The sequence below is a fragment of the Leucobacter sp. USHLN153 genome, from assembly GCF_037145615.1.
Classification (GTDB): Bacteria; Actinomycetota; Actinomycetes; order Actinomycetales; family Microbacteriaceae; genus Leucobacter.
Map to the genome: position 1 here is coordinate 1 of NZ_JBBCXE010000007.1, position 13683 is coordinate 13683.

The following is a 13683-nucleotide window of genomic DNA, read 5'->3' on the forward strand; positions in this document are numbered from 1 at the left end:
CGAGAAAGTCGCGATGAGGTAGCTGTACGCTGCGTCGGCCGTTCACGCCAACATGGAGTGTGTTCGCGTGAATGGCCGATTTTGTGTGAGCACCCCCGAAGCGATTACGACGCGGGGGTGCTGCTCGCGCGCACGATGAGCTCAGGCTCGAGCTGCACGGACTCGGGTACCTCGTTATTGAGTACCGACAAGAGCAGCGTGAAGCCGTGTCGACCGATCTCGTGCATCGGCGAGCGGACGCTGGTGAGGTTCACGCCGGTGGCAAGCGGGGTGTCGTTGTAGCCGCACAGAAGAAAATCGCGTGATGTCTGAATGCCTCGCTCGCTCAGGTACCCCTTGGCGCCGATGGCCGCAAAGTCGTTCGTGGCGAAAACACCTTCGGGCGTCCCCGCAATTTCGAGAATCCGTTCAATTGCCAGGCGCCCGTCCTGCGCGTCGAAGCCGTTGTAGACCGTGGTGATGTTTTCGTCGGGAATGCCGTGAGCTCGCAGCGTCTCCACGAATCCCTCGGTTCGATCCACACCAGTAGAGGCCCCCGGCCGTCCTGCGAGGACACCGAAAGTTCTGCATCCGGCGTCGAGAAGATGCTCTGCGGCGAGCCTCCCTCCGAGCCAGTCGTTGCCAGTTGCGGAGATTTGACCGGGAAGTCTCCGGCTCACGAGGACATACGGGATGCCTCGTCGTTCGAAGTCGGAAAAGAAGCTGGGAGTGTCAAGCCGGGCGTCGCCGAAGAGGAACCCTGACACTCGATGCTCAAGCATGGTGTCGGTTAGGCTTCGCCGCGCTTGAAGGCTGTCATGCGAGCTCGAAACTATTGAGAAGTAGCCGTGCTCGGAGGCTGCTTCACTGATCCCCTCGTAAATCGACGCGAACACATAGTCCTGCAGCCTCGGCGCGATGACACCGACCATATTGGATCGTGCTGTGCGAAGCGACGCGGCATAGGGGTTGCGTGTGTAATTGAGTTCGCGAGCGAGCTCGTGAATGCGGGCGGTCGTCTCAGGGGATGCCCACCGGCTGGATCCTTCAGACGTGTCATTGAGGACTCTTGAGACCGTTGAGGGACTCAAACCCAGCTGCTGAGCCAAGTCTTTAAGCGTGACCGCTTCCGAACGCCTCATTCCCGGTACTTTCCTGTATCTGCTTCGGTCCCTGGCGACTGGCCAGCCCCAAAAAGAACCGGGCAGGAACGCTCGATACGGTCAGGGAACTATGTGCTGAACTACTCACCCTATTCTATTTCGGCCCACGAGAGGACACGTGCGCGAATCAGCGTGGAAACTCGTTCCGGACGGAAACGGGATAAGACGATCAAGGACTGCGGATCGGGAGACCCGCAGTCCTTGAACAACTGACTTCGCGCTTCGAACGAGAACTCAGATCCCGCCGCGCTGCACGAGCTGAGAGGCGATGACGTTGCGCTGAATTTCGTTCGTGCCTTCTCCGACGATCATGAGCGGAGCGTCGCGGAAGTAGCGTTCGACATCAAACTCCGTCGAGTAGCCATACCCGCCGTGGATGCGTACCGCGTTGAGCGCGATCTCCATCGCCGTCTCGGAGGCGAAGAGCTTTGCCATGCCCGCTTCCATGTCCGCGCGCTCCCCGCTGTCGTACTTCTCCGCTGCGAGGCGAGTGAGCTGGCGGGCCGCGGTCAGTTTGGTTGCCATGTCGGCGAGGTAATGACCGATCGCCTGATGCTTCCAGATCGGCTTTCCGAACGTCTCGCGATCCTGCGCATATTTCAACGAATCATCCAGGGCGGCTGCAGCGACGCCGAGGGCCCGGGCTGCGACGTTGATGCGGCCGGTCTCGAGACCGCGCATCATCTGGGGGAAGCCCTTGCCCGGAACCGTACCGAGGATCTGTGCCTTGGGCGTGCGGTAATCCGCGAAATTGAGTTCGCACGTCTCAACACCCTTGTATCCGAGCTTCGGGAGATCCTTCGAAACCTCGAAGCCTGGGCCGGGCTCCACGAGAACGATCGAAATTCCCTTGTGCCGAGGCTCGGCGGAGGGATCCGTTTTGCACATCAGAGCGATGAGGCCGGATCGACGTGCATTGGTGATCCACATTTTGGCGCCATTGATAACGAGATCGTCGCCCTCCTCGCGTGCGACCGTTGTCATCGCTTGCAGATCAGATCCGCCGCCGGGTTCGGTCAACGCCATCGTGGCGCGCAGTTCGCCGGTAGCCATGCGCGGAAGGTATTTCTGCTTCTGTTCTTCGGTCCCGAACTCAGTCAGTAGCTTCGCAACGACCGTGTGCCCGCCCATCGCTCCCGTCAGGGTCATCCAGCCGCGCGACAGTTCCTCAGCGACCTGCGCGTAGCAGGGCATCGAGACGGGCAATCCGCCGTACTCCTCGGGAACCGCAAGTCCGAAAATGCCGAGCTCTTTCATCTGCTCGATCCATCGCTCCGGATATTCGCCAGAATGCTCTACCTCACGAACCGTCGGCTTGACCTCGCGTTGGATGAAGGCGCGAACAGTCTCGACGAGGAAGGTCTCTTCTTCATTGAGGTGCGGCATAGTGGCTCCTTTGCTGATGCGACGTGAGTACCGAAGCCCAGAAACGATCCGAGCCGTCAATATGAAATATAATATAGAAAAAGTGATGCGACAACCCGCGACGGCGCGGAGCGTATCGAGCCGCAAAGGACGCGAGGCGGAACTCAATAGAATGTATTCGCGAACTTTGGGTTGCCGACGGACGCAGTTTCTGACGCGAGAAATGCGCCGTCGGAAGCAAGGATCGATGGAGGGATCTTGAGATGCAGCGACGACAACTGAGCGATGAAGTGGCATCGCATCTGCGACAGTCGATCATGGCCGGAGAGCTCGCTCCCGGTGCATCGGTGCGTGCCGAGGCCGTCGGTGAGGCGCTCGATGTATCGGCGACGCCAGTGCGCGAAGCCCTGCACGCACTCCGGGCAGAGGGATTTCTCGAGCTTGTGCCGCGCAAGGGCTTCACCGTTCGACCGCTCGTTGCGGACGACATTCGCGACATCTTCGAGGCGCACGCACTCGTTGCAGGTGAACTCGCCGCTCGCGCCGCCGTGCGCATCACTGACGAGCAAATTGCCGAACTCGGAGAGAACCAGAAGCGGCTCATGGAGGCCGCGCAACGCGGCGACAAGGGGCAACTCGACAAACTGAACGACGGTTTCCACCGCGCCGTGTATCTCGCATCCGGCTCAGAGCGGTTGCGTTGGGCCCTCGGAAACTTTGTCAAATACGTTCCAACGGCGTTCTACGCTCAGATCAGCGGGTGGCCCGAAATCACGGCGCAGGATCACTCCGCGGTGTACGAGGCGGTCGTCAGCCGCGATCCCGAGGCCGCGCGATCCGCGATGTCCCAGCACATCCGCAACTCAGGGGAGAAGCTGGCTGAATACTTCGAGCAGCGGCAGAGCGCATAGCTCGAAGCGCTGAAACACCGCGCGTGGGGGAGAGGGGATTATTCATGGCTGGGCTTACCGCACTGCAGGGCGTTACCGTCATTTCGCTCGAGCAGTTCATCGCCGGACCGTATTGTACTTCCCTTCTTGCAGACGCCGGTGCGGAAGTCACGAAGATCGAACGCCCTAGCTCTGGGGACCCTCGGCGCGCGTATGAGCCAGGCGTCGGTGAGGGCGACGAATACATCAGTAGCGGCTTCGCGTCATACAACCGCGGCAAGCGATCGGTCGAGCTGGCTTTGAACACTGACGCCGGTGTCGCTGAGCTCGAACACTTGCTCGCCGATGCTGATGTGCTGGTCTGCAACCTCCGGCCGGGATCCCTGTCCCGCATGGGTCTCGCGCCAGAGCTGTTGCGGCAGCGCTTTCCGCGACTCGTCATCTGCGAGATCACGGGTTTCGGAGGAACCGGAGGCGAGGCCGCAGAATGGCCCGCCTTCGATTCAGTGATCCAGGGAATGGCTGGACTCGCGAGCCTCATCGGCGAATCCGACGGCCCGCCGACGCTCGCGCCCATGGGCACGACTGACATGCTGACCGCGGTGTACTCGGCAGTGGGCATCCTCATGGCGCTCGTGCAGCGCGGTCGCACGGGTGAGGGGAGCCTGGTCGATGCCGCCATGTTCGATATCACCGCGGCGTTCCTCGAACGTCCGCTCACGCTGCACGAGTTCACAGGGACGGTGCCTCGGCGGGGCATCGATCGTTTCAGCCCGGTCGGTATGTTTCGCGCAGGCGATGGCGGCTGGCTCTCGATCGTCATCCCGACGGACGAGATGTGGCGACGCTGCGCAGAGGCAATGAGGGACCCGGGGCTCACGAGCGATTCGGCTCTCGATTCCGTGCTGAAGCGCGCGGACCGAATGCATGATCTCGTGATCCCGAAATTAGAGGCGTGGGCCGCGGGGATGACGCGCGACGAGGCTGGTGAGGCGCTGCGCGCCGCGGGTCAACCTGTTGGTGTGGTGCAAGACATTGACGAGGTCCGGGCGAATCCGCACCTCGCGCACCGCGAGCTCTTCGTGCCGATGTCGGATCCAGCCGCACTGCATGCGGATGGAACGCCGATCTCGCTTCCGCGCCTGCCGCTGCTCTTCGACGGGCAGCACGCGGTACCGGGCCGGGTGCCGCGGCTCGGGGAGCACAACGGCGCCACCGGAGCTTAGAGCGGTCTCCCTCGAACTCGCAGTGAGGAAACGCGTGCGCGGCCGGGCGGCTGCCGGCCGCGCACGCCAGTGCGGTGCTTCGCAGGATCAGCTTGCGGCGGGCTGGTCGGCTGAGGCAGCCGCAGCAGCCTCAGCTGCCTCCTGCGCAAGCAATTCGCGCAGTTTGAAGTGCTGCAGCTTGCCGCTCGGGTTCTTCGGTAGCTCCGAGACGAAGCGGATCTCTCGCGGGTACTTGAACGGCGCGATCTGCTGCTTCACGAAGTCCTGGATCTCCTTCGCGGTCGCCGGGCTCGGATCGGTGCCCTCGGTGAGCACGATGAAGGCGGTGACTAACGATCCGCGCAACTCATCGGGCTTGCCGACGACCGCGCTCTCGAGCACGCTGGGATGCGAGTCGACGGCAGCCTCGACCTCGGGTGCTCCGATGTTGTAGCCCGATGAGACGATCATGTTGTCGCTGCGCGCCTGGTAGTGGAAGTAGCCGTCGTCGTCGCGCATGAACGTATCTCCGGTGACGTTCCATCCATTGATGACGTACTTCGTCTGGCGCTCGTCGTTCAGGTAGCGGCACCCGATGGGGCCGCGCACTGCGAGCCGCCCCAGTTCGTTGGTGCCGAGCTCGTTTCCTTCGTCGTCGAGGATCACCGCACGGAACCCGGGCACCGGCTTGCCGACTGCTCCGGCCCGAATGTCGTCGCCCGAGGCGGAGATGAAGACGTGCAACATCTCGGTGCCGCCGATGCCGTCGATCAGCCGGAGCCCGGTCGCCGCCTCGACCGCCTCGCGCGTCTGCAGCGAGAGCGCCTCGCCCGCCGAGACCGCCGTGCGCACGCTGTGGAGCAGGTCGCCGCGCCCCTCCTTGATGATGACGCGGTACGCGGTGGGCGCGGTGTAGAGCACGGTGACGCCCGCCGCCTCGACGTGCTCCGCGAGTTCGAGCGGTGTGGCGCGCTCGACGAGCAGCGACGCCGCCCCGAAGTACAGCGGGAACACCAGCAGGGCGCCGAGGCCGAACGTGAATGCGAACGGCGCGGAGCACGCGCAGATGTCGTCGGGCTGCAACTTCACGATGTGGCGGGCGAAGGTGTCCGCGTTCGCGAGGATGTCGCGATGGAAGTGCATGGTGACCTTCGGCACTCCGGTCGTGCCCGAGGTCGGGCACAGCAGGGCGACGTCGTCCGCCGCCGTCTCCACGTTCTCAAACGTCGTCACCTTCATCGCGGAGGTGCGCTGCAAGTCGTGAGCGGAGTCGCCGCCGACCGGAACCACCGTGACCCCGTTCGCCCGAGCCGGCTCCTCGATGTCCGCGAGGAAGCGGTGGTCGGTGATCGCGATGCTCGGCTTCGTCAGCTCGATCAGCTGGTTCACCTCGGCGGCGCGCAGTAGCGGCATCGTCGTCACGACCACACCGCCGGCCTTGAGCACACCGAGCCAGGCGGCGACGAGCCACGGTTCGTTCGGCGCGCGCAGCAGCACGCGGTTACCGGGCACCAGGCCGTGATCCTCGACGAGCACGCGCGCCACTTGGTTCGACCGGGCGAGCAGCTCGCCGTAGGTCCAGCGCTCGCCGTCGGGGGTGAGCAGCGCGAGGCGATCCGCCCCGAACCGGGCGACCCCGTCGTCGATGAGCGCGGCGGCAGCGTTGAGGCGGTCGGGGTAGATGACGTCGTCGATCGTGAATTCCAACACCGGCCAGAGCTCTGCCGGCGGCAGGTGATCCCGCGCGAAAGTGTCGATGTGGCTCGTCGGCGATAGCTCCATCAAAAGAGATTCCTCTCGTGTACTTCGTTGTATTCACGATGACGTGGCGCGCGGTCACGCCCCTTGCCCCGTTATGCGGTTTGCATTACGGGCGTCACGAACATGCAATGTAGCACAGGTTTCGCGGGCTCGATCACATGTCGTGAAGATCTCCTTACCGCTGCCTCGAACGACATGCTCTCGCCGTTTAGGGCGACCAAAAAAACCGGGGGCGGATCCGCCCGCCGTCGTATCGCAACGCATCTCCATGCCTGTCGCGGATGCCAGCGCCAGACGCCGGGCATAGCAAGGCGAGCCCTGACATCAGTAGGTGGCCCCGCACGGTGCAGTAGATTTGTCCACCGCTTGAGGCTGAGGGGTCAGCGCTCGTACGCTCGGGGTGACGGGCGGGGAGATGCCGCGCGCGTTTGTTCCACGAGCGGAGGACCCATGATTTCTGCAGCACTGACGCAGCGCATTCGCGCGGCGGTCGAGGCCGGATTCGATGAGCAGCTGCGAGCGACAGCAGAACTCGTCGCGGCGCCGTCGCTCCGAGCTGACGAAGAGGCTGCGCAGGATCTCATCGAGGCGCGACTCTCGGCCTTCGGACTCGAGGTCGACCGTTGGAAGATCGCGTCGGACGAGCTCGAAGCGCACCCGGGCTACGGGCCCTCGACCGTGGACTACACCAGGATGTCGAACGTGGTCGCGACTTACCGGCCCGAGCGCGAAACGGGCCGCTCGCTGATCCTCAACGGACACATCGATATCGTGCCCGAGGGTCCCGAAGCACAGTGGTCGCGTTCGCCATGGGATGCCGAAGTGCGAGATGGCTGGATGTACGGGCGCGGCGCCGGCGACATGAAGGCCGGGCTCATCGCGAACCTGTTCGCCTTCGACGCGCTGCGCCGAGCCGGTCTCGCGCCGCAGGGGCGGATCCATTTGCAGTCGGTCGTCGAAGAGGAGTGCACGGGCAACGGCTCGCTGGCGGCCCTTCTGCGGGGCTACACCGCAGATGCCGTGATCATTCCGGAGCCCGAAGAAGACGCACTCGTGCGGGCGAATGTCGGGGTGCTGTGGTGCACGATTCGAGTGAGCGGCGAGCCCACGCATCCGCGCGAGATGGCGAACGGCTTTAACGCGATCGACGCCGCCTACCAGGTGATCGGGGCACTGCGGGAGCTTGAGAGCGAGTGGAACGCGGAGAAGGATCGGCACCGCTACTTCGAGGACCTCGATCACCCGATCAACTTCAACATCGGGGGTATTCGCGGCGGTGACTGGCCGTCGAGCGTGCCCGCGTGGTGCGAACTGCGCTTGCGGGTGGCGCTGTATCCCGGGATGACGGCGGCGGAGGCGCTCGCCGCGGTCGAGGATTGTGTGCGCGCGGCGGCGGCCGGGTCGGGGTCCGCGGGGGAATCGGCCCGGCACTCGTTCGATGTCGAGGTAATTCCTGATGGGTTCTTCTCTGAGGGATACGTGCTCGAGCCAGGGAGCGACGCGGAGGCCCTGCTCGAGGTGACCCACCGCGCTGCGTTCGGTCACGAGCTGACGAGCTTCACGACTCCGGGCTACCTCGACGGCCGCGTCTTCGTGAACTACGGCGATATGCCGTGCCTCGTGTACGGTCCGGTGTCGGAGAACATCCACGGCTTCGACGAGCGCGTGAGCATCGAGTCGATTCGCCGGTGCACCGAATCGATCGCGCTCTTCATCGCCGAGTGGTGCGGCGTCGAGGAGATCGAGGAGTCGAGCGCGGCCTCCGCAGCTTCGGCCGCCTGAGCTCGGTCGCCTTTTGCTGGCGGGTTTCGCCATTGCGTTTTGCTGGCGTGTTTTGCAGGCTTGGCGATACGAGAACTGCATCAGGCTCGGCCGCCTGAATCCCTAAGAATGTCGGCGGTCGTCGGTAGCCTGGAATCACCTGCCCGGGCGTGCTCGGGCGCCCGTCATCCCGAGAAAGGAATCCCATGGCGTATCGAGTGCAAGGCGTTGTCGTCCGTGAGAAGAACGCCCCCGCGACCATCGAAACGGTGATCGTGCCGGATCCGGGTCCGGGCGAGGCGATCGTCGACATCATCACGAGCGGTGTCTGCCACACCGACCTGCACTACAAGGTCGGCGGCATCAACGATGAGTTCCCCTTCCTGCTGGGCCACGAGGCGACGGGGCGTGTTTCCGCTGTTGGCGAGGGCGTCACTGAGGTCGCAGTGGGGGATCGCGTGATCCTCAATTGGCGCGCCGTGTGCGGGCAGTGCCGCGCCTGCGCCAAGGGGCAGCCGCAGTACTGCTTCGCGACACTCAATGCATCGCAGAAGATGTCCCTCGAAGACGGCACGGAGCTCACCGCCGCTTTGGGCATCGGCGCCTTCATCGAGAAGACCCTCGTCGCTGCGGGGCAGTGCACGAAGATCGACGAGGAGTCGGATGCGGCCGCGGTCGGCCTGCTGGGCTGCGGCGTGATGGCGGGCATCGGCGCCGCGATCAACACTGCGGACGTGCAGCGCGGCGAGTCGGTCGCGGTGATCGGCTGCGGCGGCGTCGGCACGGCGGCGATCGCGGGCGCGCAGCTCGCGGGAGCGACGACTATCATCGCGGTCGACATCGACGACGCGAAGCTCGAGCAGGCGCGCCGCTTCGGCGCGACGCACACGGTGAACTCGCGCTCGGCCGACGCGGTCGAGGCAATCCGTGAGCTGACCGGCGGCTTCGGTGCCGACGTGGTCATCGACGCGGTGGGCCGGCCGGAGACCTACCTCCAGGCGTTCTACGCGCGCGACCTCGCGGGCCGCGTCGTGCTCGTGGGTGTGCCGACCCCGGAGATGCAGCTCGAGCTCCCGTTGCTCGACGTGTTTGGGCGCGGTGGGTCGCTGAAGTCCTCGTGGTACGGCGACTGCCTGCCGAGCCGCGACTTCGCGATGCTGATCGACCAGTACAAGCTGGGTCGACTCGACCTCGACGGTTTCGTGACCGAGCGCATCGGGCTGGGCGACGTCGAGGCGGCATTTGACCGGATGCACGACGGCACAGTGCTGCGTTCGGTCGTGGAGCTCTAATGGGCGCGCGCATCGAACGTCTCATCACGAGCGGCACCTTCTCGCTCGATGGCGGTACCTGGGACGTCGATAACAATGTGTGGATCGTCGGTGACGACTCCGAGGTCATCGTCATTGACCCGGCGCACGACGCGGCCGCGGTTGCGGAGGCAGTTGCCGGTCGCAAGGTCGTCGCGATCCTGCTCACCCACGGGCACGACGACCACATCCGCGCAGCGCGCGAGACGGCGGAGGCGCTCGACGCTCCGCTGTACCTGAACCCCGCCGACGGGATGCTGTGGCAGACCGTGTATGAGGCGGCGCCCGACGTGGAGATCGCGGACGGTGATGTGTTCTCGGTTGCTGGAGTGGATCTGACCGCGCTGCACACGCCGGGGCACTCGCCGGGCTCGACCTCGTTCAGTGCTCCGGCGCTCGGCGCGGTGTTCACCGGGGACACGCTCTTCCAGGGCGGGCCCGGTGCGACCGGGCGGTCGTTCAGCGACTTCCCGTTGATCATCCAGTCCATCCGCGAGCGCCTGCTCACGCTTCCCGCCGAGACCGTCGTTTACACCGGGCACGGTGACACCACGACGATCGGCGATGAGGCGCCGCACCTCGAGGAGTGGATCGCGCGCGGGCACTGATCGGGTCGGCGCCGGGCGCGCGCGAGCGCGGGCGCTCAGCGCGTGAGCTGCTCGGCCACTGCGTCGAGTACGGACTCGGGGGAGCCGAGCGCGTCGTACACGGCGACGAGCACGCGCCGCTCGGCGGGCGCATCGTTCTCCGACAGCCAGGGAGCGTAGAGGGCCGTGAGCTGCCGCAGGTCGTCGCTGAGCGCGCGGCTCGCGTCGCTCACGCGCCCCCGCAGCCACGAGCGGAGCGCCGAGTTGTGGGCGGCGACGAGAGACGCCCCGAGTGTGGGCGCCACCCACGACGGCGTGCCGGGCTGCTGCACCTCGCGGATGTAGCGGGTGTACACCCGCTCGTACCGATGCGTGATCACCAGTTCTCGGTCTCGCAGCGCGGGGGTCAGCCTCATGAGCTCGAAGCGCAGTCGCGCCGCATCGGGGTCACGGATGAGGAGCCGTAGCACGTCGGTCGTGCCCTCGACGAGCGCCGCAGTCGGCTCGAGCGTCGTGCGCTCGAGCCCCTCCTCGAGCTGAGCGAGGGCGTGGTCGTGGTCGGCGAACACGACGTCGTCCTTGCTGCCGAATCGCCGGAAGAACGTGCTGCGGCTCATCCCCACCGCAGCCGCAAGGTCCTCAGCCGTCGTCGCCTCGTAGCCGTGCTCCGCGAGAAAACGGATCGCGGCGGTTGAGCTCTCGGGGATCGTCCCCTGCGCGTTCGCTGGCATGCCCTCGAAAGTATCACAGCAGACGCGATTTGGGACTCAGTTCCATCATGCACCTGTGAAGCCGACGCGGTGCGGGCTGGGTGATCCGCCGTCCGCGACCCGCTTGACTTGGCACCGCGTCTCAGGCAGTCTCGATCTCGAGCGTCGGCGCCCGCCGGCGAGCGAGAGGAAGCGATGCCGAAGTCGATCAGTCCGCAGGGAACCGCCGAGCCGGAGTACGAGCTGTGGGAGCCGATTGATCCCGACGTGACCGGAGTGTTCCGCGACGTGTCGGCGGAAGACCGGGCCTACTGGGAGCGAGCGCGCGCCTTCGTGCAGGACGAGGTGCGTCCGGTGATCGCGGGCATCTGGGAGCGCGCCGAATACCCGCTGGACCTCGCGCGCCGCCTCGGCGAGCTCGACCTGCTGCGCGACGGCCTCGATGTGCCGGGATTCCCCGAGCAGAGCCTCCTCGCGGCGAGCCTCACCACGATGGAGCTCTCGCGCGGCGACGGCTCGATCGCGACGATCGTCGGAGTACAGGGCGGCCTCGCGATGCGCTCCATCGCCTACTGCGGTTCGGAAGAGCAGAAGGATCGCTGGCTCGAGCCGCTCGCCCGCGGCACCGAGCTCGGCGCGTTCGCGCTCACGGAGCCCACGCACGGTTCGGACTCCGTGAGCCTCGAGACGCGCGCCGAGTCGAGCGACGGCGGGTACCGCATTACGGGCCACAAGAAGTGGATCGGCTCGGGCAGCGTCGGGCACGTGTCGGTCGTGTGGGCGCGCGGCGACGACGGGAAGGTGCAGGGATTCCTCGTGCCGCAGGACAGCGCGGGGTATCGCGCGCGCACGATCGAGCAGAAGGTGTCGCTGCGGGCGATCTGGCAGGCGCACATCGAGCTCGACGGCGTGCAGCTGCCCGCGAGCGCGCGGATGCCGGGCGCGAACTCCTTCGCCGACACCTCGCGCGTGCTGCAGGCCACTCGCCTCGGCGTCGCGTGGGGCGCGCTCGGGCACGCGACCGCCGTGTACGAGACCGCCGTGCATTACGCGCAGCAGCGGGTGCAGTTCGGGCGGCCGCTCGCGGCGTCGCAGATCGTGCAGGCGCGGCTCGCCGAGATGCTGAGCGCGCTCACCTCACTGCAGACGCTGCTCATGCAGCTCACCCGGGCCGAGGAGCGCGGCGAGCTCTCTGGGCCCGGCGCCTCACTCGGCAAGTTCACGGCGACGCGCACGGCTCGCGACCTCGCTCGGAACGCGCGCGACCTGCTCGGCGGCAACGGAATCTTGCTCGAGAACCGCGTCGCGCGCCACTTCGCCGACGTCGAGGCGCTGCACACCTACGAGGGCACCGAGACCGTGCAGGCGCTCATCATCGGGCGCGACATCACGGGCGTCTCCGCCTTCGCCTGAGCGGGCGCAGATCGCGGTCAGCTGCGCTCAGTCGCGCTCAGCGGTCGAGCTCGGTCTCCGCGCGCTCGGGCAGCTCGACCGCCGCCGTCAACGGTCGACCCTCGCGCACGAGCCGGCGCTTCGTCACGATCCACATCACGCCGAGCACGACGAACCAGATCGGCGTGCAGAGCAGCGGCAGGCGCGTGTCTTCCGCGAGCATCAGCGTGACCAGGATGAATGCGAAGAACGCGAGCACGACCCAGGGCACGACGCGCGCGAGGGGCGTGCGATACGTGGAGCTCGCGTGCCGGTCCGGGTGCAGGCGCAGGTACCGGAGGTAACTGATCGCGATCATGCTCCAAATGAAGAGGATGAAGGTCGAAGCCACTGACGTCACGAACGTGAAGGCCTCGATCACGCTGTCTCCGAGGAGCAGGATCGGTACGGCCGAGAACACGAATACCGCCGAGAAGAACACCGCGCGACGCGGCACGCCCCGCGAATCCGTGATGCCGAAGCGCGCGGGCGCGTGGCCGTCGTGCGCGAGCGCGTGCATCATTCGGGTTCCCGAGTAGAAGCCCGAGTTCGCGCTCGACGCGGCCGACGTCAGCACCACGAGGTTGATCGCGAAGGCGGCGGCGCCGAAGCCCGCGTACGCGAACGTGGTGACGAACGGGCTGCGATCCGGATCCAGCTTGTCCCACGGGGTGATCGCCATGATCACGGTGAGCGCGCCGATGTAGAAGACGAGCACGCGAAGCACGATCGAGTTGATCGCGCGCGGAAGGTTGCGGTGCGGATCCTTCGTCTCGGCGGCGGCGGTGCCGACGAGCTCGACGCCGATGAAGGAGAAGATGCCGAGCTGGAAGCCGAGGAGAAACCCGCTCGCGCCGAACGGGAAGAGCCCGCCGTGATCCCAGAGGTGCGCGAGCGACGACGTCGTGCCGGTGTCGGGATTCTCGAAGCGAGTGACGAGCAGCACGATGCCGGTCGCGATGAGGGCGAGGATCGCCACGATCTTGATGATCGAGAACCAGAACTCGATCTCGCCGAAGAAGCGCACGGGCTGCAGGTTGAGCAGGGTGAGCACCGCGGCGGTGATGAGCGCGGGCACCCAGCTCGGGATGCCGGCGTTGATGTAGGAGACGTAGCTCGTGATCGCGATGATGTCGGCGACGCAGATGACCACCCAGGTGATCCAGTAGGTCCACGATACGAAGTAGCCCGCCCACGGCCCGATCAGATCTTTCGCGATGTCGCCGAACGTCTGGTAGTTCAGGTTCGACAGCAGGAGCTCACCGAGGGCGCGCATGAGAAAGAACATCATGCAGCCGATCACGGCATAGATGAAGAGCACCGAGGGGCCGGTGAGGCTGATCACCTTGCCCGAGCCGAGGAACAGCCCCGTTCCGATCGCCCCGCCGATCGCGATGAGCTGCAGGTGCCGGTTTGACAGGCCTCTCTGCAGCTTTTCGTGCGGCGCCTGCGCAGCGGTCTCTGTCATAGCGGTCCTCTCGATTGACGGCGCAATGAGTCTAGCCCCGAGGGCGCTGCCGC

Annotated in this window: 11 protein-coding genes; 6 read left to right on the top strand and 5 right to left on the bottom strand. The window is 65.8% G+C overall.

Annotation, left to right across the window (positions count from 1 at the left end):
• Window positions 1-104: 104 nt before the first annotated feature.
• A complete protein-coding gene (locus tag WFH00_RS11430; RefSeq protein WP_442918848.1) occupies window positions 105-1088 on the bottom strand; it encodes a LacI family DNA-binding transcriptional regulator in 984 nt (327 codons plus the stop codon).
• 288 nt (window positions 1089-1376) lie between these two features.
• Entirely contained in the window at window positions 1377-2528 is a 1152-nt protein-coding gene (locus WFH00_RS11435; RefSeq protein ID WP_336660974.1) for an acyl-CoA dehydrogenase family protein, read from the bottom strand.
• 269 nt (window positions 2529-2797) lie between these two features.
• Here WFH00_RS11435 and WFH00_RS11440 point away from each other — a divergent pair, with 269 nt between their 5' ends.
• Entirely contained in the window at window positions 2798-3418 is a 621-nt protein-coding gene (locus WFH00_RS11440) for a GntR family transcriptional regulator (RefSeq protein WP_336660975.1), read from the top strand.
• A 44-nt stretch (window positions 3419-3462) separates the two neighbouring features.
• The gene (locus WFH00_RS11445) at window positions 3463-4623 is read left to right on the top strand and encodes a CaiB/BaiF CoA transferase family protein (RefSeq protein ID WP_336660976.1); all 1161 of its coding nucleotides are present in this window, start codon (window positions 3463-3465) and stop codon (window positions 4621-4623) included.
• A gap of 87 nt (window positions 4624-4710) precedes the next feature.
• On the opposite strand, the gene WFH00_RS11450 is transcribed toward WFH00_RS11445, so the two are convergent.
• Window positions 4711-6384 (bottom strand): AMP-binding protein, encoded by a 1674-nt coding sequence (locus tag WFH00_RS11450; protein WP_336660977.1) that lies wholly within the window; start codon window positions 6382-6384, stop codon window positions 4711-4713.
• Window positions 6385-6813: 429 nt separating this feature from the next.
• Here WFH00_RS11450 and WFH00_RS11455 point away from each other — a divergent pair, with 429 nt between their 5' ends.
• The 3 genes from WFH00_RS11455 (at window position 6814) to WFH00_RS11465 (ending at window position 10042) form a co-directional block, all read left to right on the top strand.
• Window positions 6814-8145: an ArgE/DapE family deacylase gene (locus WFH00_RS11455; RefSeq protein WP_336660978.1), complete on the top strand. Its 1332-nt coding sequence runs from the start codon at window positions 6814-6816 to the stop codon at window positions 8143-8145.
• Window positions 8146-8330: 185 nt separating this feature from the next.
• The gene (locus tag WFH00_RS11460; RefSeq protein WP_336660979.1) at window positions 8331-9416 is read left to right on the top strand and encodes an S-(hydroxymethyl)mycothiol dehydrogenase; all 1086 of its coding nucleotides are present in this window, start codon (window positions 8331-8333) and stop codon (window positions 9414-9416) included.
• The gene (locus WFH00_RS11465; RefSeq protein WP_336660980.1) at window positions 9416-10042 is read left to right on the top strand and encodes an MBL fold metallo-hydrolase; all 627 of its coding nucleotides are present in this window, start codon (window positions 9416-9418) and stop codon (window positions 10040-10042) included. Before WFH00_RS11460 ends, WFH00_RS11465 begins: the two co-directional genes overlap by 1 nt.
• A 35-nt stretch (window positions 10043-10077) precedes the next feature.
• Here WFH00_RS11465 and WFH00_RS11470 read toward each other — a convergent pair whose 3' ends face one another.
• The gene (locus tag WFH00_RS11470) at window positions 10078-10752 is read right to left on the bottom strand and encodes a TetR/AcrR family transcriptional regulator (protein WP_336660981.1); all 675 of its coding nucleotides are present in this window, start codon (window positions 10750-10752) and stop codon (window positions 10078-10080) included.
• Between the two features lie 174 nt (window positions 10753-10926).
• Between WFH00_RS11470 and WFH00_RS11475 the strand changes: the two genes are divergently transcribed.
• Window positions 10927-12144, top strand: coding sequence for an acyl-CoA dehydrogenase family protein (locus WFH00_RS11475; RefSeq protein ID WP_336660982.1), 1218 nt, complete (start codon window positions 10927-10929; stop codon window positions 12142-12144).
• Window positions 12145-12181: 37 nt separating this feature from the next.
• Here WFH00_RS11475 and WFH00_RS11480 read toward each other — a convergent pair whose 3' ends face one another.
• Window positions 12182-13630 carry an amino acid permease gene (locus tag WFH00_RS11480; protein ID WP_336660983.1) on the bottom strand — a complete coding sequence of 483 codons (1449 nt, stop codon included), beginning with the start codon at window positions 13628-13630 and terminating at the stop codon, window positions 12182-12184.
• Between the last annotated feature and the right edge of the window lie 53 nt (window positions 13631-13683).

Coding starts and splice junctions, on each gene's coding strand:
- WFH00_RS11445 (WP_336660976.1), top strand. CDS start 3,463: ATGGCTGGGCTTACCGCACTGCAGGGCGTTACCGTCATTTCGCTCGAG.
- WFH00_RS11470 (WP_336660981.1), bottom strand. CDS start 10,752: ATGCCAGCGAACGCGCAGGGGACGATCCCCGAGAGCTCAACCGCCGCG.
- WFH00_RS11435 (WP_336660974.1), bottom strand. CDS start 2,528: ATGCCGCACCTCAATGAAGAAGAGACCTTCCTCGTCGAGACTGTTCGC.
- WFH00_RS11450 (WP_336660977.1), bottom strand. CDS start 6,384: ATGGAGCTATCGCCGACGAGCCACATCGACACTTTCGCGCGGGATCAC.
- WFH00_RS11460 (WP_336660979.1), top strand. CDS start 8,331: ATGGCGTATCGAGTGCAAGGCGTTGTCGTCCGTGAGAAGAACGCCCCC.
- WFH00_RS11465 (WP_336660980.1), top strand. CDS start 9,416: ATGGGCGCGCGCATCGAACGTCTCATCACGAGCGGCACCTTCTCGCTC.
- WFH00_RS11455 (WP_336660978.1), top strand. CDS start 6,814: ATGATTTCTGCAGCACTGACGCAGCGCATTCGCGCGGCGGTCGAGGCC.
- WFH00_RS11480 (WP_336660983.1), bottom strand. CDS start 13,630: ATGACAGAGACCGCTGCGCAGGCGCCGCACGAAAAGCTGCAGAGAGGC.
- WFH00_RS11475 (WP_336660982.1), top strand. CDS start 10,927: ATGCCGAAGTCGATCAGTCCGCAGGGAACCGCCGAGCCGGAGTACGAG.